We start from the raw sequence: 22,804 nt of genomic DNA on the forward strand, positions 1-22,804 counted from the left end.
TTTGGAAATAACACTTGAAAAAATAACCAGTTAGTTATATAGTTAGTTACATGAGTAATGAACCACTTAAGTGAGGTAGTCAAAATGAAACAATCATTAGATCATCAGCGACCAATTTTTCAACAAATTAAAGAAACCATCGAAGAGAATATTTTAAATGATGCTTTTCCAGAAGAAGAAAGAGTACCGTCTACGAATGAATTTGCCAAAATGTATCGCATTAACCCTGCAACAGCAGCTAAAGGAATTAATCAGCTAGTTGACCACGGAATATTGTATAAAAAGAGAGGGATAGGGATGTTTGTATGTGCGGGCGCCAAAGAAGTATTGCTTACACAAAGAAAAGAAGAATTTTATAACCGTTTTATTGTTCCCCTGAAAAAAGAAGCACAGCATTTGGGGATTACGGTAAACGAGTTAAAAGAGCTGTTAGACAAGGGGGAAATAAAATGAATATAGAAGCGCAGCTGTTAAATAAATGCTATGGATCTAAACAAGTGTTAAAAGACATTTCACTTACGCTAGCAAAAAATAAAATATACGGGTTACTAGGTAGAAATGGAGCGGGCAAAACGACTCTGATGCAAATTGTAGCCGGGCATATTCCAGTTACGACAGGAGAGGTAAAAGTGGGCAATCAATCTCCATTTGAAAACCGCTCTGTCTTGCAAAACATCTGCTTAATTAACGAAAGCGGAAATTTCAAAAAAACATTAAAAATCAAAGACGTGTTAAAAATTGCGTCACTTTTTTATCCTTACTGGAGCGAAGAAGCTGCTGAGAGGCTTATGGAAGAGTTCGATTTAGATTGTAATATGAAAGTGAAAGCATTATCTAAAGGTATGGAATCAGCATTAGGAATTATTGTTGGGCTATCTTCCCGAACGAGCATCACAATCTTTGATGAACCTTATATTGGACTTGATGCTGCGATGCGAGCGCGTTTTTATGAGCTTCTATTGGATGAATATGAAGAATATCCACGCACGTTCATTATCTCAACGCATTTAATTGATGAGGTAAGTAATTTATTTGAAGAAGTACTCATTATGCAAAAAGGAAAGCTGATTCTTCAGGATACGGCAGAAAATTTGCAGCAGCGCTGTGTAAGTGTGAAAGGACCTAAAAGTCAAATTGAAGAATATGAAAAAGGAAAGCAAGTAATCCATGAACAAGTATTCGGAGGAGAGAAAAAAATAGTCCTCTTTAATGAAGATATTTATGCTGAGGAGCTTGTCGACAGTTCATTTCATATAGAAGCTGTTCATATACAGGATATTATGATTTATCTTACAGCAAATCGTGGAGGTGTAGCGTAATGAAAGGACAGTTTGCCGCCATTAGTTATTCGCTCTACGTTGAACTAAAGTATTTAATGATTCGCTTTTGGACGATTCTGTTAGCTTTTGTTGTAGTAGATATTTTAGTTTTCAGTCAGGTGAATGAGCATCTTCTATTAGTAACAAGTATGCCGCAGTACATCTTTTCAGGTATTGTAAGTTTTATTATCATTCGAAAAAGTTTTTCCTTTTGCTTAAAGTTAGGAGCTACTCGTAAAGCATATCTTTTAACGATGACCTGTGTTTTTGCTTTATTTGCAATTGTAATGTCCCTTATCAATGTTGTCATCATGAGCATTTCCATAAAGGTGATTAATAGTTTGAATTTAATGAATGTTCAGCTTTATTATGCGAGCGATTTTATCTTTCATGACCCTACTGTCACTGTTCACTTTTTAACGGACGCTGTATTTATTTTTTTTGTTACAGCAGCATCGTGTTTGCTCGGCAGCATCGTTTACAAATTCGGGCAAACAGGAGGGATGATCACCGGTGCTGTTTTAATTTTACTGTTTACGATTCCAGTGACAAAAGAACCGGTTATTCATTTTATAAAAAGCTTTTCGAACGGGTCGTTGTTACTTACATTCGGAACAATGGTTATCGTAAGCTTCTTATTCTTTCTTATCAACTGGCTGTTTTTAAAAAAAGCGTCTCCTGTCCATCAAGCCTAATAAAAAAAGCAATCATTCCTTTACTGAATGATTGCTTTTTTTATTGTACTTTTTTAGAGCAAGCTGCATCAATATCTAGAATCCAGTCGTGAAACTTTTGCTGAAGAAGTTGAAGAGAAGACTGATTGTTCGATACAATGTCCAGTCCGCGCTCGTCGTATAGGTGGAAGATGGTTTCTTTATTCAAATTCACAATGTAACACTCTTCTTCAATAGCCGGATGAATATGAAGATCGCGGTTGGCAATTGATTGCAAAAGAAGCTTTTCTTTCACATCATTTGTTTTACAGGCAATAATATACTCAGCGTTATTTAATAATGCTACGGATTGAACTTCTTGTTTCTTCAGGCGAGAGCGAATGAATTTTTTAATAGCTGTTTCTTTTTTCTTTTTTAAAAGTAAATCATCCTGTGCAGCATTCGCTTTGAAAACAAGTAACAGCTCATCATTTTTTTCATGGAGTGTCTCAAAAATTTCGTAAGCGCGTGCGTACACATTTTTCATGTATTCTCGTTCCCATACGCCTTTTTGATTGGTAAGCGTAAAACGGATACCTGCGGGCGCGTTATAAAAAAGAGGTCTTTTCATTTGAACATTTGGAAACATTGTTGTTAAGTATGATTGAAGCCGCATTGTAGTCATACGCAACACCTCATTTAGTTTAGTCCTGACTTAATATGTTGAGTTTAGTCTATCACGTGATTAGTTAAATTTGTAAAGAAGTAATGTTATTTAATCAAAAGGTAACCAAACTGTTATATTTTGTTGATTTTGCATTATTTCTTTACACAACCTTTGCGGATGAACAGGTTTTTTCATACGCCTGTCGTATTACTTAACGTAGTAACGACGTGAAGAAAGGATGATATACGGTGAAAAAACAGCTTGTTCTTATTTCAATTATTACAGCTGCTTTCTTTGTGCTCATTTTTCACAAAACGATCTTTCAAGAAGGTAATCCTCTTCCTATTGCATGGAGTATTGTAAAATTAAAATCTTCGGATGAAGATGTTGTTCAAATATCCGATAAGCCTAAAAGGTATCTCATTCATTCAAATGACTACTTAACGTTTATTAAACAAATGAAAAAGAAAAAAGTGAATTTTCAATATCAAGATGATAAAAAATTTTATTTTAATAACGACAATGAACGCCAGCTGTTCGTCAGCAAAAACTATACCGATAAGTTCACGATTATGGAACTAAAGAAAAAAGAGCTGACTGAAGCTGGCGTTGAGTAATAAGAGCTAATCTCTACCCTGTGTTCCAAAATCTTTAATTTGAACATGAATATGATAGTCGATGGTCGACTGGCTAAATATTTCATCCCATTCATGCTGATGTTTTTTCCAAAAATGAGGATGATGAATTCGTACGTAATCATGCAGGTCAATCACATCAGCTTTGTAATTATTTTGTAATAAGCGAAGTGTTTTTTCTGCATCTTTTCGAATGATTTTTTCTATTTTTTTTTCGGTGTTCTTTACATTAGAGGCGGCAAGAGCCTGTTTTGAAGTCTCCCAATCTTCTGATACCCTGCCGCTTGCTTGAACGTTGATGTCAAAATGAACGGAGTGATTTGAATCAATGCGGGCCTTCACATCTTGCTGAACATCTCCAATTTCATAGGAAAAGGGGTATGGACCGTGTTTGCCGTAAATAATTCCGCCTTTAATATTCCCCGTTAACCACGTTAATGCCTCCACTTGGTGCTGAGTTAAGGTGAATTTTGCTTTTTTATCTTTTATGATTGCCGCGCCGTCTATTTCAACGCTATTTTTTATTTTAGAAAGCCGCTGTATTAAAAAGCTTTGATCTGTTTTTAACTTAGCCGATAGCTCTCCCATGGTTAGGGGATTTAGAATTTTGTTCGTTTTGAATTTATTATAAACAAGCTCGTAAATTAAGTTTATAGGCGGTACAGACATTCCTTGAATCGTTAAAACGTTTTTAGCATCGCCTTTTGTAACAAACGCAAGGCTGCTGCGGCGTATTTCATTATCACGTACAAACTGATTGATAAGCGCATCAAGAGGGATGGTCTTGCTTGCTTTTTCTCCTATTAAAAGTGCTCGCTGATGCTGGCTGTATATAGGATCAGATTTCAGCGAAATATTTCGCGTGATTTCATGAATTGTAGGACCAGCTGTTGTAATGTTTTTGTATGGAATGGAAGAAGACATATTTCCGGACTCTGTCTCGGTTAACGTTTGATGAGTCAGCACAAGCTGATTTTTTCCTGTTTTTGGTTCTATTTTCGATGTGATATCCATTGCCACGCCTATAACAAGAGCAAGTTGTTCAATGTTTCGATGATTTGTACAGCCGCACAATAAAAAAATGGTCATCATGACAGGAAGACATTTTTTCGTCATTTGAACACAACCTTTTTTATTTTCATTAACATGCTGAAAAAAAGAGGGATAACCAAAAATGTCACTAAAAATGCCCAGCCTAGAACAGTTGAATAATTCGACACGTCGCTTGCTGTTTTGGGGGCTAAAGAGCTCATAAATAAAACGGGTACAAGAAAGATAATATTAGTAGTTGATCGGTTTTTGAAAATCTTTTTAAATCCTGAAACAGCTAAAAAGAAATACATTACAAAGGTTAAAAAAAACTGAAGAAGCCAGACAATAAGTAAAAATAATTCAAGCCTCTCAAAGAAAATTCCTTTTACTTCATGCGTCTGAACAAATTCAATCGTAGGCCAGACGGTCGTTTTTACCTCCGGAACGGATAACGCGCCGACAACTAATACGTAAGTGATAATATATAAAAGTAAAGGAATGGAAAATCCGATGATAGAAACTTTTCGTAAATGATTTTTGTTTTTCATATGCTTTGGAAGAAATACAATCGTTTCAATCCCTAAAAAGGAAACAGAGACGGTTGTAAAAGCAGCAAGAAGCGGGCTGAATCCATCGGCTAACACGGGCTGTAAGTTTTTTAAATCGACCATTCCGATACTAAGAAGATATAAGATAAGAAGAATGATGACCGTTACAGGAAAACATAGGGCCATTACTTTTCCAATAGAATTAATACCCCCAGTGATTAAATAGACGCCTGTCAAAATAAACGAAAGGATAATTAACTCAATGGGCATCGTTTCCAGTAAATAGAAATGGATCATTTCTGCCATAGCTCTTACTTCAAAACTTGCTACAGATGTGAAATAAACGACTATAGCGAAGTTGAAGATATTTCCAATCAACTTGCCGGTTACTTCTTGCGTGAAGTCAAACATACAGCTAATCGTAAAATATTTAACCATCCAGACTAAAAAAAGAACAATTCCAATAAACAAAAGGCCGTCCATAATAAGTACAATCCATCCGTCTGCATTATTTGTCTGGTTTGTAATGCTGCTTGGCAGTGTTAATAAACCGACGCCCAGCATGGTTGAAGAGATAATTGAAATGGCATAAAAGTCTGAAAGAAGCTTGCTTGATTGTGACTGTGATTGTTCCATATGGTCCTCCTTTTGTCAGTTTTATTTGGCTTTATTTTTAGACTGTTTTAGACTTTTGTTTGGCAGACGAATATAAGAATCTTTCCACGCTTTTTTATTTAACGCAAAAAACGGTTTGAAGTAAGCCATACCAAAACTTTCGAGCTTGGTTAGATGAATGACGAGAACAAGAAAAAACATGGTAACTCCGTATAATCCAAATATTGCTGCAATCATCATAGATACGAAACGCAAAATTCGAAACGAAAGGCCAATTCCGTACTGAGGAACGGTAAAGGACGCAATTGCCGATACAGATACAACAATAATCATAACGGAGCTAACGATATGGGCTTCCACCGCTGCTTGACCAATCACAACCCCGCCTACAAGTCCAACTGTTTGTCCCACAGGAGTAGGGAGACGCAGACCGGCTTCGCGCAATAATTCAAGCGTCACTTCCATAACCACTGCTTCGATAAAAGGAGAAAAAGGAACGTTTTCTCGTGTGGCCGCAATAGTAATAGCAAGCTCCGTCGGAAGCAGACCTTGGTTAAACGAAACGAGTGAAATATAAATAGCTGAAAAGAATAGGGTAATAAAAATAGACAAGTACCTTAGTAATCTTAGCAACGAACCAGCTATCCATCTTTCGTAATAATCGTCGGGTGATTTCATAATCATATCGAAAGTTGTAGGCACTAAAAGAGCAAAAGGAGAGCCATCTACTAAAATGGCTACTCGCCCTTCATTCACCGCAGCGAGAACACGATCCGGTCTTTCTGTATTTTGTACTTGAGGGAACGGTGAGTAAGGTGCTTCTTCTAAAAATTCTTCAATCATTCCTGAGTCTTGAATGTTATCTAAAGGAATGTCTAATAATTTCTCTCGGACTTGATTCACGATGTGAGTTTGACAGTGTTTATTATGAAAAACGATACTTGTTCGATGTTCCTTTGTATTTCCAATATAAATGTCTTCAATCACCATTTCTTCTTCGGTAGAACGCTGCCTTAAAAGACCAAGGTTTTCATCTAAGTTTTCGATAAGAGCAATTTTAGGGCCGCGCACTACTTTTTCTGTTGTAGGTTCACTTAAAGAGCGCTGTTTGGTCATAGACATATTCAGCGAGTATGCCGTGGTGCTTTCGCTAATGAACAGCAAGGGCTGACCTTTAAAAAAACACGAGATCGCTTGCTTGTATGTATAAACTTCTTTGTCTTTAATGACAGAAATAAACGAATCGATGTCATCGAGTGTTTGCGTTTCACTTTTTGCTTTTGTCTCAACAACATGCTGAGTAAGATTATCAAGTTTTTCTCCGTCTACTAATCCTTGGAGATAAATAATACATATATATTTTGTGGGAGACAGCCATAATTTTTTGGAACCAACGTCTGTATTTTGACCCACCAAATCTAGAAACGTTTGAACGGTGTAGTCTGCATTGGGCTGAAATTTTGAATCGAGCATAAATAAACTCACCGCCTGTTGTGTTAATGAGCTTAGTGTTTACGATGTAAAAACGAGTTATGCGAAAAATGTGGAAGAATAGAAAAGATATGTTATGGTAAAGAAAAGAGGTGATGGTATGCTACATTCATTTACGTTAAAAACGAATAAGCGTGACGAAATGATTGACGTGACGAGTCAGGTACAAGCATTAATAAGAACAGAAGGATTAAAAGAAGGGGCTGTAGTTGTTTACTGTCCTCATACAACCGCTGGTATAACAATTAATGAAAATGCGGATCCGGATGTAAAAACCGATATGATCCGACGCTTCGATGAAGTATATCCTTGGGAACATAAGTTAGATCTTCATATGGAAGGAAATACGGCGGCGCATCTCAAAGCGAGCACGGTCGGCTCCTCTCAGCATATAATCGTTCACGATGGGCAGCTGCTGTTAGGAACGTGGCAAGGAATTTATTTTTGTGAGTTTGATGGACCGAGGACTCGTACGTATTATGTAAAAATTTTATCGGCACAATAACTTTTTTTCATACGTCATTGTCCAACTTTTTTCTGAAAATTGTTATAAAACAAAGTTAATTTAATATAAATGTTATATAACAGTTAAAGGGAGAGATTGAACAATGGAAAAGATAAGTGCAGAACAAGAAGCAGTAAAAAAAGAAAATGAAAAAACAAATTTTACATGGGTGGAAGAATACCCAACCATTTTAGACATTGTCAATGAATATTACAGTACGTGTCGATAAATAAAGTGAAGAGACAAAATTATTTTAATTGAAAGAAGATCCGAATGAGTTTGATTCTTGCTTGAGAATTTAACGCGTTCGGATTTTTTCATTGGTAGGGTGGACGTAGGTTTCGTATATGTAGACGAGGAGGCTCATCGGACGCTGACGGAAAACGAAGTCTTACACGGAAATCAACAGCGATGCAACAAGCGGTCGAGATCATTTATCTCACTTGTTCGTCTTTAGGTTGGATTGATTTAGTTATGTCTTAATATCTTTTTTTATAAAAAAAGATATAATAGTAGCAATTTTCCTAAAAGGTTTAATATAATAAATATTAGGGTACTGAATTGTATGAAATAAAGATAAGACGCATCGTTTCATACTATTTCCTTTTTTACCGCTAGTATAGCCTTGAAGAAAAAGTTTCATTTGATATACTAACTATACGCTTAGTCTTTAAGAGAAAGATGAAGATTCATTGTCATTGTTACACGCAGTGAATGAGCTGCCTTTGCTTGGCGAAAACGTCGTACAAACAAAGACAGATAGCGAATTGTTTTGGGTGCGTTCATTTAGTTCAAAACAGGGAGGCGATTAGTCTATGTTACTTGTACGTATGGCCATGATTGGTTTCTTTTCATTAACAGCCATATCATTGTTTTCTTTTCAGTCCGTTGAAATTATCCATGCCATTATGGACTTTTTCTCATCAGCTGATAAGTACTAAAAAACGATATCTTTTTTAAATAAAAAGCGGATAACCCTTAGGGGCTATCCGTCAAAAACCGCCCAAAAGGCGGTTTTTTTATGCTTATAGCTGTGCTAACAAACGCACTGCATTCATTCTCTGATGACAAAGTCCACGTGTTTTTTAGCTTAACATTCGTTAAAATAAGTATTTACGTACTGTTCAAACTGAAGCCAATCGTCCACGCGAGGGACATTTACTTCTTCGTTATACGGGTAGCTCATGGCAACAGCATGGCGACCTGTAGCTTGAAAAGCCTTCAAATTATGCGGTGCATCATCAAATAGCAAGTCTCCGTATATTTTATCTTTTTGGTGTGTAAAAACGATATTGTATTTTCCGATAAACGGAAGGTGTTTTTCAACCCACTGCTCTTTTTCTGTATAAGCATAGGTACGGCTGCTTGTGACAATTAAAATGGAAAACCTTTCATAAAGTCGTTTAAGAACCTCAACAGCATGAGGCAGAGGTTGTAAATGTAAAAAAAGCCCCGGCTGATCGAGGTAGTCATAAATTTTTGTCCCGCATTCCGGCTTTACATACTTTTCTGATTCCCAGCATTTTAACTTTTCAACCGATAAGCTGTCGCAATAATCTTTGTTATATTGGTTATGCCAATCCGTCATAAGATCACAAATGACAGAATCCATGTCAATTAAAAGGGTGTGCATTTATTCAACTTCCTTTACAGTATTCATCTACACGCTTGGTTTTGCAATGTAATGTGCTGCTTCTACTATACCAAATCTTTTACATGCAGAAAAAGAGCAAGCCGCATCAAAATCGCACAGCTTGCCCTTTTTATAGAAACTACATTCTTTTAGCACCTAAATAGCGTTTGCTCCAATAGCTCTCTTTTAGAGAAGAGATGCTCACACCTTTAGATGAAGAGCAGTGAAGAAACTGGTTATTTCCTAAATAAATTCCTGCATGAGAAGGCCCTTTTGTATAGGTTTGGAAGAACACAATATCTCCAGCTTTTGGACTTGAGACGCGCGTTCCTTTTTGATAAATTTGAGCTACTGTTCGAGGAAGCTGAACCCCGCCGCCATGTTTGAACGCATAGCCAATAAAACCGCTGCAGTCAAAGCCGCTTGGCGTTGTTCCGCCCCAGCGATATCGAACGCCCATATACTGTTTTCCTTTGTTAATCACTGCGTTAGGGTTATAGCGCGCTGAGCTAGAAGGCGATTTGCCCTTTGCTGAAACGCCTAGTTTAGCATACGTTCCTTTTCCGACAATACCATCTGCTGCTAGTCCATTTTTGCGCTGAAATGATTTTACAGCAGAAGTTGTAACAGTCCCAAAGTATGTAGTCGTATTCCCTTTAAAATAACCTTTATTTTTCAACGTTTGTTGTAGTTGTTTAACATCTTGGTGATTCATGCCTTGGCGAAGCGTTTGGTCGCCTAGAGCCGCTTGGCTGACAATCGGGCTAGTAGAAACAATAACGCCAGCAAGCGTAAGAGCTGCTATTACTTTTTTCATAAAACTAGTACCCCCTGAAAATTTTTCCTGATTTGAGTAAATTCATCATATCATCTTTCGACAGTGTTCTACGTTACAATTTCATTACATATATGAAAAAAATGAAATATAAAGGTGAATATAGTCTTATAAAAGCTGTAACTAAAAGGGTTCTTTAGATGTGCAATATTGCTAGAAAAACTTTGAATATTTGACGGTAAATAACTAAAAGATATGAAAAAGTATGTACATTTAAAATTTAACAAAGAAATATGTTGTGAATTACTACACAAAAAGTTCGAACTCGGGTAAAATGTAGAACTATAATATAGTAGTCATGTATGTGACTTTGATGAGGTGAAAGTAATGAAAAGAATAGGTGTATTAACAAGCGGCGGAGATTCTCCAGGTATGAATCCTGCGGTTCGTGCTGTTGTGCGTAAAGCAATTCATGAAGGTATGGAAGTTTACGGTATCTATCAAGGGTATCAAGGATTAATAGAAGGAAATATTAAAAAGCTAGAAGTTGGAGATGTCGGTGACATCATTCAACGCGGCGGAACTATGCTTTATTCTGCAAGATGTCCAGAATTCAAAACAGAAGAAGGGCGTTTAAAAGGTATTGAAAACCTTAAGAAGCACGGTATTGAAGGCTTAGTAGTTATTGGTGGAGACGGATCATATATGGGAGCTGTAAAACTAACAGAGCTTGGTTTCCCTTGTATCGGTATCCCAGGAACAATTGATAACGACATTCCAGGAACAGATTTTACATTAGGATTTGATACGGCTCTTCATACGGTTATCGATGCTATTGATAAAATCCGTGATACGGCGACTTCTCATGAACGTACGTTTATTATTGAAGTTATGGGTCGTAATGCAGGAGACATTGCTCTTTGGTCAGGTCTTGCTGGCGGTGCGGAAACAATCCTTATTCCAGAAGCAAAAGATGAGTTCCAAGAAATGGTTGACCGTTTGAGAAAAGGACAAGAGCGCGGTAAAAAGCACAGCATTATCGTAGTAGCTGAAGGCGTAGCCAATGGTAATGAAGTAGCGAAGCAGCTGCATGAAGCTGCAGGTATTGAAACGCGTGTAACAGTATTAGGACACATTCAGCGCGGTGGTTCCCCAACTGCTCAAGATCGTGTGCTAGGAAGCCGTTTCGGCGGTCGTGCAGTCGAGCTTCTGCTAGAAGGTAAAGGCGGCCGTGCAATCGGTATCCGTAAAAATGAAATTGTAGATTATGATATTATGGAAATTTTAGGTGAACCTCACCATATCAATGCTGATATGTACCGTTTATCTAAAGAGCTTTCAATCTAATCACAGTATGGCTGAGGCGAAACTTCTTATATGGAAGGAGTTTCGTCTTTTTTTGATTGCATCCCTGTTCCTTCGCAGTGTTTGCATGTTTTCATGTAACCGATACCAGGAATAACGGCTAGCTTTCCGAGTCCTTTGCAAAAGGTGCAAATTAATTCAAAACCAAACATCGTTCCATCCCCTCTGTACAAGTTTTCTTTCAGTTTATCATAAAAGTAGACAAATAATTTTAAAAATTATAGAAATAATCAAAAAAATGATTACATTTGAACAGCGAGTGATATAGTAAAGAGAGAAGACCATTTTACAAAAGAGGAGAGGAAGCGTGATGTTTAAACGAATTTTACTTGCCTCAGATGGCTCAGAGCATGCAGCTAAAGCAACAGAAAAAGCCGTTCAGCTCGCTCAGCTGACGGAAAACAGTTTTATTCAGGTCATTTATGCAGTAGAGGGTGATTCAAGATTAAAATCACTTAGCCGCGATGAGGAACGTGAAAGCCGGATACATACAACAGATGAAATTTTAAAGCAAGGAAACGTGGAGTATGAGATTACGTTTATGCACGGAGACGCGGCTAAAACAGTGATTCAATTTGCTAATCAAAATTCATTTGACCTTGTAGTAATAGGAAGCAGAGGGTTAAATCCTGTAAAAGGCATGCTGCTTGGAAGCGTGAGTTCTAAGATTGCACAGCAAGTAACGATTCCTGTGCTAATTGTTAAATAGGAGAGAAATGCAATGGTAAAACAGTACAAAGAATTAAAACAGCTCATTAATGATGCTAAACACATTTGTTTTTTTACGGGAGCAGGAATGAGCACAGAGTCGGGCATACCGGACTTTCGCTCTCAAAATGGCTTATATCGCCAAAATAAAAGCTTTGTGGACATAGTAGCTGCTGACTTCTATGAGCAATATCCTCATGAATTTTGGCCGCTGTTTAAAGAAATTTTTCATATTAAAATGCTGCATCAGTATAAAGCAAATACGGGCCATCGCTTTATTGCTGAACTAGAAGAAGCCAAAACCGTGCATGTAATTACGCAAAATATTGATGGCTTGCACCAAGATGCAGGAAGCACGAACGTTTTTGAAATTCATGGGTCCATTAAGAGAGCTCATTGTCCGAGCTGTAAAGAAGAGTATGACTTAGCGTATTTAAATCAGTCAGCTCTCCCACAATGTACAGCGTGTGAGCGCCTTTTAAAGCCAAATGTTGTTCTTTTTGGAGATGCCATTCATCAGTTCGATGAAGCAGTTACAGCAGCGCTGTCATCTGATTTATTCATCGTGCTTGGTTCATCGCTTGAAGTAGCACCGATTAATCAGATTCCGCTGCTTGTGAGCCGGTACAATCGTACAAACATGGTGATGATTAATAAAGAACCTACGCATTACGATTATTTGTTTGATTTGGTTATCTATGATTCCATTGGACAAGTGGTCGCAAATTTATAAGCGTCTATGCATGGACATAGCGCTTTTTTAGCATTTAGTGATAAAGTGTAGGGATGTATCATATGGTGTAGTACATCATCCATTCGCTAATGGATAGAAGGGATGTTTGCGCATATGAGTGGAGGCTTGAGAGTTTGTCTCTTCATTGTTGGTATTGCACTCAAAGTGACAGCTGTTTTGACTTTGATTTTTGAAATGAATCTTGTCCCTATTCACGGAAGGAGTCTCACTTATTATGCTGAAGCAATAGGTATGAAACTCCCCATTATCTGTTTTGTCCTTGGGTTTTTTTGTGTAGCAGCAAGCTTTTATTTACCTGCTAAAAATCGCCGTACCAGTAAATAGCAAGGGCAGGAGACTAACTAAAACGTTTGACTGCAAAGTTTTTAACATTTAAAATAAAGTCAATAAGTTTAAAAAGAAATAGGATAATTATTCCTTATTCTTTTTAGATATACGGAAATAGAGGTGATTGGATGGGGCAGTGTACCACGTTGGCGAAGTAGCATTATATGCACCAGTGTCAAAGCGTACAATACAGTATTATATAAACCTACATTTGCTTCACGCATATCGCTCTTTATCACATAATCGCTCTTTTAAGACGTTAACAGACTTTAACTTTATAAAGATTGTAAACTACTAAATTTTTTATAAATGAATGGAAGAGAGAATCAGCGCTGAAGCAACATCATGAAATGAAGCGATGTGAGCCATTGCTTCACATCTAGAACAGCTGAATAAAGAATGACCTGCTACATTAACGAGTGAAACGTGAGATAAGGAAGAAAGACTGGCAGTTTTGCTCCATATAAAAATGTTTATACATTTATCATTTGATTCCTCCTTATATGCACTTTTCCAAGTGATCAGTACAGGGATAGAGTTCTTTATCCAAATTTTTTATTTTTTAGGAGGTGAGTCCTTACTCGTTTTTAAACGAGCTAAGGAACTTGATTGGACATATTTAACTTGATTTTACTAGCGGTACTGATTGCATTAACTGCTTTTTTCGTTGCTACCGAGTTTGCGATTATTCGCGTGAGGAGTTCCAAAGTGGATCAGCTTATAGCAGAAGGGAGCAGCAATGCAAAAGCTGCGAAGCAAGTTATTTCAAACTTAGATGAATACTTATCTGCGTGTCAGCTTGGTATTACGATTACTGCGCTGGGAATTGGTTGGTTAGGAGAGCCTACACTTTCGCATCTCCTGTCCCCATTACTTGATCAACTAGGGATAAGCGGAGCTTTAACAAAAGTACTATCTGTTGCGATTTCTTTTGCGGTTGTTACATTTATAAACGTTGTGGTCGGAGAGCTTGCTCCGAAAACATTTGCAATTCAAAAAGCAGAGAAAGTCACTTTATTATTTGTTCGTCCGCTTATACTCTTTTATAAAGTAACCTATCCTTTCATTTGGCTATTAAACAGTTCTTCTCGTTTAATAACAGGGTTATTTGGTCTAAAGCCTGCTTCAGAAAATGAGCTTGCACACAGTGAAGAAGAGCTTCGCATCTTGTTATCAGAAAGCTATAAAAGCGGTGAAATCAATCAATCGGAGTTTAAATATGTAAGTAAGATTTTTGACTTTGATGATCGCGTTGCCAAGGAGATTATGGTGCCGCGTACGGAAGTCGTTTCGATTGACCAGGAAGATACGGTCGAATACATCCTTGAGATGGTCCAAGAAGAGCGGTTTACCCGCTATCCGGTCATCGATGGAGATAAAGACCATATTATTGGAATGGTCAATATGAAAGAGATTTTAACCGAGATTGTCATGAACAACAGCAAGGAAAAAATAAATTTAAAACAGTATATCCGTCCTGTTATTGAAGTAATTGAATCGATTCCTATTCATGATTTATTGCTTAAGATGCAGCGTGAACGCATCCATATGGCTATTTTAATTGATGAATACGGAGGAACAGCAGGGATTGTAACAGTAGAGGATATTTTAGAGGAAATTGTCGGTGAAATTCGTGATGAATTTGATGCGGATGAACTTCCATTAATTCAGAAAGTCAAACCCGATCATTATATTGTAGATGGAAAATTATTAGTAAGTGAGCTTAACGAGTTGCTTGGCACAACAATTGATGATACGGATGTTGATACAATTGGAGGCTGGGTCTTGACGGAAAAATATGACGTCAAGCAAGGAGAAAGCCTTAGCTTTGATCAGTATGACTTTACCGTTACGAAAATGGAAGGCCATCATATTCAATATATTGATGTGATCAAAAAACGTCAGGTGCATCAAAGCACGGATGAAGCGGTTAATGTTTCAGACATGAATCAGTCACAGGCTTTATCTTCGTAACAAAAAGGCGCATTGCAAAAGAGCAATGCGCCTTTCTTATGGAAAAAGCGTGCTGGGAAGATGATAAAGTAATATGATGGAACTAAGGGATAATATTACCGCTATGAATCTTAAAATCAATTTGCTTTAATAAAAGTATGAAAACTCTATCAAAACTTTTATTAGTAACACTGTTGTCTGTCACTCTAGCTTTTGGTCTTAATAACACTGCGCAAGCAGCAACCGTACATACCGTTCAATCGGGAGATACGATGTGGAAAATAGCAGTAAAATATCAGGTTGGCGTTTCCGAGCTGATTGAAGCGAATTCTGCTATTAAAAATCCTAATTCGATCTATCCGGGACAGAAAATTACTATTCCAACGAATAAAGCAGGAAGTTCATACGAAGAGCAAGTAGTTCAGCTAGTGAATCAAGAACGTGCTAAAGTAGGACTTAAGCCTTTAAAGTCTAATTGGGAAGTAGCTCGCGTTGCTCGCTATAAATCGCAGGATATGATTGATAAAAATTATTTCAGTCATACATCGCCTACATATGGAAGTCCGTTCGACATGATGAAAAACTTTGGTATTACATACAGTACAGCAGGTGAAAATATCGCTGCTGGACAAGCAACTCCAAAAGAAGTGGTTAACGCATGGATGAATAGCGAAGGTCACCGTAAAAACATACTGTCGAGTCAATTTACCGAAATTGGAGTAGGTTACGCTAAAGGTGGAAGCTACGGTCATTACTGGACTCAAATGTTCATTTCAAACTAAAAAAGAAAGGAAAAAAAGCTGACTTAGTAGTCAGCTTTTTTTAGCTTCGAGCACTTTCTAGAAATTCTTTTGGATTGCCAGAAAGCTTTCCGTCCTGCTCAACGATGAGTGTGCGCGTAGGGAAAGCAAATTCTACGCCTTCTTCTTCAAGAATGTCCATAATTTCGAAGTTTATATTTTCTTTTACATCTAAATAATCAGCAAAAACGGTTGTATTTGTAAAGAAATACAGATAGATATTTAGACTGGATTCATAAAAGCCGTCAAAATTTACAAGAATCGTTTCATTGTGAATTTCTTCGTGCTCCGTCAGCATCTTTTTAATTCTTGTCACTACGGTTTCTAACTTTTCTTTTGGTGTATTATAATTCAAGTTTAAATGAAAGGCAATTTGACGTTTTCCCATCTTAGCCCAGTTAATAATAGGTTCATTAGAAAGAGTAGCATTTGGAACCGTTACGACTGCTTGAGCGAACGTTCGAATTTTGGTGCTTCGAAACGTAATATCTTCTACAACGCCTTCAACACTCGGTGTTTTAATCCAATCTCCAATGGTAAAAGGCTTTTCGGTAATAATCACAATTCCGCCGAATAAATTACTAACGGTGTCTTTAGCGGCTAGGGCAAAAGCAAGACCACCTAAACCAAGACCCGCTACAAAGCCGTTTACGTTAAAACCCCACTCTTCTGCGATGATGGAGATAGAAAGCATAACAACAACGATGCGGATGAACTTTTCAATAAAAGGAATAATGATTCGATCCACTTGGATATCGAAATTTTTGGCAAACGTTGCAAAAAATAAATTGGTAGAAGCAGCTAAATTATACAAGCCCCATCCTGCAAGGCCAACAGAAGCTGAACGAACTAAATGTCTTTCCGTGTCGGCTGTTAAAACATCAAAGGGAAGATAGGGAAGAGCAAGCTTGAAACCAATAATTACAAAAATCCAGCGCAGCGGCTTTTCAAAAGCTTCCAAAACGCTCGTAATTAAATTGATTTTTTTATTTTTGACAAAACCAATAATAAACTTAAACAAATAAGTCGTGAAAAGCTTGCGAAGAATTAAAAAGATCAAAAAGATCCCAATCGCAATCACGATTTTTTTCCAATCATCTAACGATGATAGAGACTTCAAAAAATCCATACAATCCTCCTAATTACCAAAACTGTGCTACAGTCCATTTATATCCGTCGATCGAAAGCATTTCTATGTAGAGTGTTCTTTACCCTAAATTCATGCTTTTTAAAAGCTTCTTCCCTATTAAAATAGCACAAAAATACCTTTAAATCTATTTAAGTGATAATTATGAATATATCTCTTTTTAGTAAAAGAGACAGACAACAGTCTGAAAATAAGTTGTATAATAAATAGGTGATATTATAAACGTTAATGTATCTTATTATTTATTGAAAACGTTCGTTGGAGGGAGAAGTTTTGTTAAGTCAATTGAATAGAATGCTAGAAAAATTGATGCCGTTTATTACGCCGGTCAGCTTGCTCATAGGAGTTCTTATCGGTTCGTCATTAAGTCAGTATGCCTTCTTAATTCCATGGCTTTTTGCATTAATGACGTTTGCCGGAAGTTTGAATTCAAATTTTCACCAGTTAAATGCCACGATACACCGTCCATTTCCAATCATTATGGCCCTGTTTGTTTTACATATTTTTATGCCAGCGTGGGCTTGGAGCGTTGGCCAAGTGATTTTTCCACATGATGTATTTACAAGCACAGGTCTTTTGCTAGCAGCGATCATTCCAACAGGAGTGACTAGTTTTATATGGGTCTCGATTTACAAAGGAAGCATTCCTCTTGCGCTATCCATTATTTTAATTGATACTCTTTTGGCGCCGCTTATCGTTCCTTATACACTTTTATTGGTAGTTGGAGACACCGTGCATTTGGAAGCGCTAAAGTTAGTCAAAGATTTGTGTTTTATGATTGTCCTTCCATCTTTGTTAGGCATGTGCTTAAATCAATATACAAAAGGAACAATTAAGCAGACATTAGGACCAAAGCTGGCACCTGTTTCGAAAATAGGGCTAAGTGTGATGGTTATGATAAACGGGGGAGTAATTGCACCTTATTTAAAACATATTGATAAAAAACTGCTGTTTATTATCGTGATCGTCTTTTTAATGAGTTCAGCTGGTTATTTCTTCAGCTGGATGATTGGCAAATGGCTAAGATGGGACCGAGCAAAAGTTGTGACGCTTACGTTTTGCGGAGGCATGAGAAATATTAGCGCCGGAGCCGTGTTAGCCGTATCTTATTTTCCAGCTCCCGTTGCTGTACCCGTTGTGCTGGGGATGTTATTTCAGCAGGTATTAGCTGCTTTATCAGGGCGTTTAGTTCAAAACTATTACGAGAAAAAAGACGCTGAATTTGTTTCATTAAAATAAATGGAAGAAGCAAGGGAGGAACCATAGTAATCATAAAGTAAGCACTCTGTTTTAATGACGAGGGATAAGGTGCTTTTACGCTTGCTGCGTTCAAGATAACGAGGTGATTAGAAAAAGAAACGGTGTGGCATACTAGAAAGAAAAAGGTCGGATATTTTTGCTTATCAATATAGCGCTGGCGTTTGTTTTACCTTGGATTTTTGGCACGTTCTATTTACATCCTAAAAATCGTCGTTTACTGCCTTTAGTAGGAACTGCTTTTTGCATTTTAGCAATCGTTATCAATGAATTAGGGAGCTATTATGGTTTTTGGAAACTCCGGACTTCTTTAGAAAATGAAGCATTAGAAGCGCTGCCTTTTAATTTAGGCGTCTATCCTGTATTGGCTAGCTATATGATTTTTTTAATCCAGCGAATTGGAAAGCCTCATTTTTTTATTTTTCTTATTGCGCTGTTTACAACATGTTTAGAAGGAACGTATGTGCATATGGAAAGAGTTACATACGGAAACGGATGGAATCTCGGCTGGACATTTTTTTCCTACTGGATTCCGTACGGCGTGATTTATTTATACTATAGGTATTTGGTTAGTCTTAGACTGCTTCACTAGAAGAAAGAAAAAGAAGTAAATTTGCACAATAAAAAAAGCCGTGAATATTCACGGCTTTTTTTATTAGATCGCTTCTTTCGAGCTAGATTTATCTTTTGAATGATCCCATGCATCAATATTATCAAGTCCAGAAATGCTGTCTTGGTAGAAGACAGGGTCTTTTCCAGCTTTCTTTTGAGCAAGATAATCTTTCAGTGCTGCAAAAGAAATTTTCGAGAGCAAGAGAATCGCGATTAAGTTGACCACTACCATCAAGCCCATAAACAGGTCTGCTAAATCCCATACAAGCTGAATTTGAGAAATAGAACCGAACACAATCATTGCAAGTACAGCAACACGGTAAGTTACTAGCCAAGCTTTATTTGTGTTCAAGAACTCAATATTTGTTTCTCCGTAGTAGTAGTTACCGATTAATGTACTAAAAGCAAATAGGAAAATCATAATTGCAAGAGCACCTGTTGCCCAAGAGCCAATGTGAGTGCTTAAAGCAGCTTGTGTTAACTCAATACCGCTTAAATTTTTATTTGTATAAGTACCTGAAAGCAAAATGATAAAGGCAGTACTACTACAAATAATAAGCGTATCTGTTAATACACCAAATGCTTGAATCAATCCTTGCTTTACCGGGTGGCTTGTTGTTGCAGCTGCGGCTGCATTTGGAGCACTACCCATACCAGCTTCGTTTGAGAATAATCCGCGTTTAATTCCTTGCATAAGAGCTGCTCCAAGAGAACCGCCGGCAATTTGATCGAAACCAAATGCATTTTTAACGATTAACGCAATAAGAGAAGGCATCTCTTGAATGTTCATGATAATAATGAAAAGTGCTACTGCAATATAGGCAACAGCTAGTACCACAACAATGTATTCTGACATTTTTGCAATACGCTTAACTCCGCCAAAAATAATGGCAGCGAAAGCCACTGTCATAATAATTCCTAACACTAAACGATTTGTTCCGAACGCATTTTCAAACGCAAGAGTAATCGTGTTCGATTGTACAGCATTAAAAATTAAGCCGAATGATAAAGTGATTAAGACAGCAAACAGTCCGCCCATCCAGCGCTTCTTTAACCCTTTTTCCATATAGTAAGCCGGTCCGCCTCGGAAGCCGCCGTCTTTGTCTTTTACTTTGTATATTTGTGCTAATGTACTTTCGATAAATGCTGAAGCTGAGCCAATAACGGCAAGCACCCACATCCAAAATACAGCACCAGGTCCCCCTAAAGCGATCGCAATCGCAATACCTGTAATGTTCCCCGTACCAACGCGGGCTGCCATACTGATACAAAACGCTTGGAATGGCGAAATTCCGTCTTTAGAAGAGCTATCCGCACCTTCTTTTAATACACGAATCATTTCTTTTAATAACCGAATTTGTAAAAACTTTGACCTGAATGTAAAAAACAAACCAAATGCAATCAGCATCGCAATCAGTAAGTAGGACCAAAGAAATTCGTTGATTGAACTAACAAAACCTTGAACTACTTCTTGCATAGTTTCACCTCTTCATGAATTATAGTAGAATAATAATAAAAAACGTGAATTTATAGAATTTTCCCTCTATTTAGATAGATCTCCCTATTTCCCCGCTGTTTTTCTTCATTATCCTTGTCGAATCTTGTTGCTAAATCTGAACCTTATATATATATAAAATAATAATTTTGGTCTTTTGTCAACTAACCTCACATGGAAAAATAGGGTGATATGACAAATGAAGCGGGTATGAAAAGGCGATAACAGCAGGGGTGAAAGAAATTTCAGTTTGTTTTACTTAATTGTTGCTAGAAAATAAAAGTTTTAGGCCAAGTACGCCAAAAACCGTTCCTTTTACATATTTTAATGTGTGCTGAAAGATACGGCTTTTTTTGACTTTTTTCCCAAGGCCAGAAGCAAATAGCGCAATAAGTGAAAAGATGATGAGCGTTTCGGCGATAAAGATGATACCAAACAAAATCATTTGCAAACTTACATGTCCAAGAGACGAATTAACAAACTGCGGTAAGAACGTAATGAAGAAAATAGCTACTTTTGGATTGGTTAAGTTGCTAACAAATCCTTTTCTAAAGTGATGGTGCTGCTGAACGTTTTCTGTTAATTCCAACGGACCGCTTTTCTCGCGAAACGATTGGTAGGCTAAAAACAGCAGGTACAGAACACCTATAACCTTTAGAATCGTAAAGGCAATAATTGATTTTTGAAAGATAATAGATAGCCCCACTGCGGCTAAAAGAGTATGTACAAATGTTCCCGTAATAGATCCTAATACGGTTTTGATGCCTGCTTTGACGCCTGAAGCAATACTTTGTGTCATTACGAAAATCATGTCTTGTCCTGGTATTAAGACAATGATAAGTGACACGGCTATGTAAGGTATAAGCCAAGAAAATGTCATGATGATTCCCTCCCAACAGAATTTTAACCATTTCGACAAAAAGTTCTCAAGAGTGTGTGCTAATGAATTAATAGATTAATGGAGTAAAGTTAAGAAGGTGTAAAAGCGTAAAAAGAGGTTATTCTCCTTAATAAAAATCAATAAAAGTGTAGGAAAAAAATAGGTGGTGTTGTATAATAATTCGATATACTTAATTTTTATAGAAAGAGGGTGAAAATTTATGAAGTACTGTTTAGCACAGCCGGAGGACGCTGCTACAGTTCATGATCTTATGCTGCAAGCCTTCTCCGTCTATCGCGATTCTGTCCCACCATCCAGTGCTCTTGATGAAACAATCGAATCTATTATACAATCGTTAAAGCACGGAAAAAAAGCTGTCATTTTATACGTCGAAAATAAGCCGGTAGCGATGGCGCGTTTTACGCTAGAAGAAACAAGCTTATATTTTTATCGCCTGTCTGTTATTCCTGCTTTTCAAGGAAAAGGAATGGCTAAACAGCTTATTCAATGGTTAGAAACATACGCCAAAGAGTGTGGCAAGGAAAGTTTATTATGCAAGGTGAGAATGAGTGTTTTTCGTAATATAGCTTTGTATGAATCAATCGGCTTTTACATAGAGCAAAAAGAAATCGTACATAGAGACGGAGTGGATATTCCCGTAGTAAATATGAAAAAAGAGATTCTAAAAGGAGTAATGGCATGAATAAATCAACTCTTCCTTTACCGCCTCCTGTCTTTCTTTTAATCGGTGTATTAGCCGTTTCTTTTTCTTCTATTTTAATTAAATGGTCGGACGCGCCTGCTTCTATTTTAGGAATGTATAGACTGCTGTTTACGGTCCTTTTATTTTTACCGTTTTTACCATGGAGGCAAATGAAAATTCTTTTTAAAAACAGCACGGTAAAAGAATGGCTAATGCTAGCTGTATCAGGCGTGTTTTTAGGGCTTCACTTTCTGTTTTGGATGGAGTCTTTTTCACATACAACAGTTGCTAGCGCTATGATTTTGACTGCGCTTGAGCCGGTCTTCGTAGTGATAGGAGCTTATTTTTTATTTAAAGAAAAAACAAGCAAAGTAGGAATCATCAGCATTTTAATTGCTGTTAGCGGCTCGGTAATTATTGCATCGGGAGATATCGGAGTAACCAAAACGGCTCTTTACGGAGACTTACTTTCTATTTTAGGTACAGTAGCTGTTTCTGTTCATATGCTCGCGGGGCAAGAATTATGCAGGAAAATGCCTTCAACCATCTATAGCTTCGCCGTTTTTTTTATCGGTGGCCTGGTTCTATTTGTCTACAATATTTGTACAAATGTATCGCTGACTCAATATGACATAAAAGATTGGTGGATCTTTTTGCTTTTAGCGCTTATTCCTAATATTTTTGGTCATGCCTTATTTAACTGGCTGTTAAAGTACGTAGGTGCTACGACAATTTCAATGGCTATTTTAGGCGAGCCAATTGGTGCCATCATTCTCGCTTATTTCTTGCTTGGAGAAATGACAACTGTTTCTCAGCTAGTGGGAGGAATGATTGTGATGATTAGTGTGATGATCTTCTTAAAGTACAAAGCAGCAGAGCCGGAAAAAGTCATGGCTCTTCAAGGAAAGTCCAATATCAGCTAATTGGATA

At 37.3% G+C, this 22,804-nt stretch carries 27 protein-coding genes; 17 read left to right on the forward strand and 10 right to left on the reverse strand.

Going from position 1 to position 22,804, the window contains the following annotated elements; translation table 11 throughout:
- Positions 1–84 precede the first annotated feature (84 nt).
- Genes AC1DEF_RS04520 through AC1DEF_RS04530 form a run of 3 tightly spaced genes read left to right on the forward strand, consistent with a single transcriptional unit; the run spans position 85 to position 2,014 of the window.
- Positions 85–453 carry a GntR family transcriptional regulator gene (locus tag AC1DEF_RS04520; RefSeq protein WP_013058691.1) on the forward strand — a complete coding sequence of 123 codons (369 nt, stop codon included), beginning with the start codon at positions 85–87 and terminating at the stop codon, positions 451–453.
- On the forward strand, positions 450–1,319 hold the full coding sequence (locus tag AC1DEF_RS04525) for an ABC transporter ATP-binding protein (RefSeq protein WP_097824442.1): 870 nt from the start codon (positions 450–452) through the stop codon (positions 1,317–1,319). The genes AC1DEF_RS04520 and AC1DEF_RS04525 overlap by 4 nt, the downstream gene beginning before the upstream one ends.
- Positions 1,319–2,014: a hypothetical protein gene (locus AC1DEF_RS04530; RefSeq protein ID WP_043976658.1), complete on the forward strand. Its 696-nt coding sequence runs from the start codon at positions 1,319–1,321 to the stop codon at positions 2,012–2,014. The genes AC1DEF_RS04525 and AC1DEF_RS04530 overlap by 1 nt, the downstream gene beginning before the upstream one ends.
- A gap of 40 nt (positions 2,015–2,054) precedes the next feature.
- Here AC1DEF_RS04530 and AC1DEF_RS04535 read toward each other — a convergent pair whose 3' ends face one another.
- Positions 2,055–2,657: a DUF3885 domain-containing protein gene (locus tag AC1DEF_RS04535; protein ID WP_013058688.1), complete on the reverse strand. Its 603-nt coding sequence runs from the start codon at positions 2,655–2,657 to the stop codon at positions 2,055–2,057.
- 230 nt (positions 2,658–2,887) lie between these two features.
- On the opposite strand from AC1DEF_RS04535, the gene AC1DEF_RS04540 reads away from it, so the two are divergent.
- Positions 2,888–3,256: a hypothetical protein gene (locus AC1DEF_RS04540; protein WP_097824441.1), complete on the forward strand. Its 369-nt coding sequence runs from the start codon at positions 2,888–2,890 to the stop codon at positions 3,254–3,256.
- A 6-nt stretch (positions 3,257–3,262) separates the two neighbouring features.
- Here the strand turns inward: AC1DEF_RS04540 and AC1DEF_RS04545 are convergent, their stop codons facing one another.
- From AC1DEF_RS04545 to AC1DEF_RS04555, 3 genes are read right to left on the reverse strand one after another with little or no spacing between them, the layout of a single operon-like run.
- Positions 3,263–4,390: a Ger(x)C family spore germination protein gene (locus tag AC1DEF_RS04545; RefSeq protein ID WP_097824440.1), complete on the reverse strand. Its 1,128-nt coding sequence runs from the start codon at positions 4,388–4,390 to the stop codon at positions 3,263–3,265.
- Positions 4,387–5,490: a GerAB/ArcD/ProY family transporter gene (locus AC1DEF_RS04550; RefSeq protein WP_028410927.1), complete on the reverse strand. Its 1,104-nt coding sequence runs from the start codon at positions 5,488–5,490 to the stop codon at positions 4,387–4,389. Before AC1DEF_RS04550 ends, AC1DEF_RS04545 begins: the two co-directional genes overlap by 4 nt.
- Positions 5,491–5,511: 21 nt before the next feature.
- Complete coding sequence (locus AC1DEF_RS04555; protein ID WP_016765285.1) at positions 5,512–6,942, reverse strand: spore germination protein; 1,431 nt, start codon at positions 6,940–6,942, stop codon at positions 5,512–5,514.
- A 118-nt stretch (positions 6,943–7,060) separates the two neighbouring features.
- Between AC1DEF_RS04555 and AC1DEF_RS04560 the strand changes: the two genes are divergently transcribed.
- The 3 genes from AC1DEF_RS04560 to AC1DEF_RS04570 all read left to right on the forward strand — a co-directional run bounded on the left by AC1DEF_RS04560 (position 7,061) and on the right by AC1DEF_RS04570 (position 8,406).
- Complete coding sequence (locus tag AC1DEF_RS04560) at positions 7,061–7,465, forward strand: secondary thiamine-phosphate synthase enzyme YjbQ (RefSeq protein WP_043976663.1); 405 nt, start codon at positions 7,061–7,063, stop codon at positions 7,463–7,465.
- A 103-nt stretch (positions 7,466–7,568) separates the two neighbouring features.
- Positions 7,569–7,694 carry a hypothetical protein gene (locus tag AC1DEF_RS04565; protein WP_255255768.1) on the forward strand — a complete coding sequence of 42 codons (126 nt, stop codon included), beginning with the start codon at positions 7,569–7,571 and terminating at the stop codon, positions 7,692–7,694.
- Between the two features lie 586 nt (positions 7,695–8,280).
- Entirely contained in the window at positions 8,281–8,406 is a 126-nt protein-coding gene (locus tag AC1DEF_RS04570) for a hypothetical protein (RefSeq protein WP_013058681.1), read from the forward strand.
- Between the two features lie 149 nt (positions 8,407–8,555).
- Here AC1DEF_RS04570 and AC1DEF_RS04575 read toward each other — a convergent pair whose 3' ends face one another.
- Positions 8,556–9,098 carry a 5' nucleotidase, NT5C type gene (locus tag AC1DEF_RS04575; RefSeq protein WP_028415087.1) on the reverse strand — a complete coding sequence of 181 codons (543 nt, stop codon included), beginning with the start codon at positions 9,096–9,098 and terminating at the stop codon, positions 8,556–8,558.
- A gap of 139 nt (positions 9,099–9,237) precedes the next feature.
- Entirely contained in the window at positions 9,238–9,915 is a 678-nt protein-coding gene (locus tag AC1DEF_RS04580; RefSeq protein ID WP_016765281.1) for a C40 family peptidase, read from the reverse strand.
- Positions 9,916–10,260: 345 nt separating this feature from the next.
- Between AC1DEF_RS04580 and pfkA the strand changes: the two genes are divergently transcribed.
- On the forward strand, positions 10,261–11,220 hold the full coding sequence (gene pfkA / locus AC1DEF_RS04585) for a 6-phosphofructokinase (protein WP_013058678.1): 960 nt from the start codon (positions 10,261–10,263) through the stop codon (positions 11,218–11,220).
- 26 nt (positions 11,221–11,246) lie between these two features.
- On the opposite strand, the gene AC1DEF_RS04590 is transcribed toward pfkA, so the two are convergent.
- A complete protein-coding gene (locus AC1DEF_RS04590) occupies positions 11,247–11,390 on the reverse strand; it encodes a hypothetical protein (RefSeq protein ID WP_013058677.1) in 144 nt (47 codons plus the stop codon).
- 158 nt (positions 11,391–11,548) lie between these two features.
- On the opposite strand from AC1DEF_RS04590, the gene AC1DEF_RS04595 reads away from it, so the two are divergent.
- The 5 genes from AC1DEF_RS04595 to safA all read left to right on the forward strand — a co-directional run bounded on the left by AC1DEF_RS04595 (position 11,549) and on the right by safA (position 15,762).
- On the forward strand, positions 11,549–11,947 hold the full coding sequence (locus AC1DEF_RS04595; protein ID WP_013058676.1) for a universal stress protein: 399 nt from the start codon (positions 11,549–11,551) through the stop codon (positions 11,945–11,947).
- Between the two features lie 12 nt (positions 11,948–11,959).
- The gene (locus AC1DEF_RS04600) at positions 11,960–12,679 is read left to right on the forward strand and encodes an NAD-dependent protein deacylase (protein ID WP_097824439.1); all 720 of its coding nucleotides are present in this window, start codon (positions 11,960–11,962) and stop codon (positions 12,677–12,679) included.
- Positions 12,680–12,793: 114 nt separating this feature from the next.
- The gene (locus tag AC1DEF_RS04605; RefSeq protein WP_016765278.1) at positions 12,794–13,024 is read left to right on the forward strand and encodes a YuzI family membrane protein; all 231 of its coding nucleotides are present in this window, start codon (positions 12,794–12,796) and stop codon (positions 13,022–13,024) included.
- A gap of 612 nt (positions 13,025–13,636) precedes the next feature.
- Positions 13,637–15,001, forward strand: coding sequence for a hemolysin family protein (locus tag AC1DEF_RS04610; protein WP_025750170.1), 1,365 nt, complete (start codon positions 13,637–13,639; stop codon positions 14,999–15,001).
- Between the two features lie 137 nt (positions 15,002–15,138).
- Positions 15,139–15,762, forward strand: coding sequence for a SafA/ExsA family spore coat assembly protein (gene safA, locus AC1DEF_RS04615; protein ID WP_097824438.1), 624 nt, complete (start codon positions 15,139–15,141; stop codon positions 15,760–15,762).
- A gap of 40 nt (positions 15,763–15,802) precedes the next feature.
- Here safA and AC1DEF_RS04620 read toward each other — a convergent pair whose 3' ends face one another.
- Positions 15,803–16,909, reverse strand: a complete 1,107-nt coding sequence (locus AC1DEF_RS04620; protein ID WP_043976672.1) for a mechanosensitive ion channel family protein — start codon at positions 16,907–16,909, stop codon at positions 15,803–15,805.
- 291 nt (positions 16,910–17,200) lie between these two features.
- On the opposite strand from AC1DEF_RS04620, the gene AC1DEF_RS04625 reads away from it, so the two are divergent.
- Positions 17,201–18,166: a bile acid:sodium symporter family protein gene (locus tag AC1DEF_RS04625; RefSeq protein WP_043978279.1), complete on the forward strand. Its 966-nt coding sequence runs from the start codon at positions 17,201–17,203 to the stop codon at positions 18,164–18,166.
- Between the two features lie 157 nt (positions 18,167–18,323).
- Positions 18,324–18,776, forward strand: a complete 453-nt coding sequence (locus AC1DEF_RS04630) for a CBO0543 family protein (RefSeq protein ID WP_097824437.1) — start codon at positions 18,324–18,326, stop codon at positions 18,774–18,776.
- Positions 18,777–18,839: 63 nt separating this feature from the next.
- Here AC1DEF_RS04630 and AC1DEF_RS04635 read toward each other — a convergent pair whose 3' ends face one another.
- Both AC1DEF_RS04635 and AC1DEF_RS04640 read right to left on the reverse strand, forming a co-directional pair.
- Complete coding sequence (locus AC1DEF_RS04635; RefSeq protein WP_043978284.1) at positions 18,840–20,273, reverse strand: alanine/glycine:cation symporter family protein; 1,434 nt, start codon at positions 20,271–20,273, stop codon at positions 18,840–18,842.
- 277 nt (positions 20,274–20,550) lie between these two features.
- On the reverse strand, positions 20,551–21,171 hold the full coding sequence (locus tag AC1DEF_RS04640) for a LysE family translocator (protein WP_043978286.1): 621 nt from the start codon (positions 21,169–21,171) through the stop codon (positions 20,551–20,553).
- A 220-nt stretch (positions 21,172–21,391) separates the two neighbouring features.
- Here AC1DEF_RS04640 and AC1DEF_RS04645 point away from each other — a divergent pair, with 220 nt between their 5' ends.
- Both AC1DEF_RS04645 and AC1DEF_RS04650 read left to right on the forward strand, forming a co-directional pair.
- A complete protein-coding gene (locus AC1DEF_RS04645; RefSeq protein ID WP_477727305.1) occupies positions 21,392–21,874 on the forward strand; it encodes a GNAT family N-acetyltransferase in 483 nt (160 codons plus the stop codon).
- The gene (locus tag AC1DEF_RS04650) at positions 21,871–22,797 is read left to right on the forward strand and encodes a DMT family transporter (RefSeq protein WP_097824435.1); all 927 of its coding nucleotides are present in this window, start codon (positions 21,871–21,873) and stop codon (positions 22,795–22,797) included. Before AC1DEF_RS04645 ends, AC1DEF_RS04650 begins: the two co-directional genes overlap by 4 nt.
- The last annotated feature ends 7 nt before the right edge of the window (positions 22,798–22,804 follow it).

The sequence above is a fragment of the Priestia sp. 10L35 genome, from assembly GCF_056395685.1.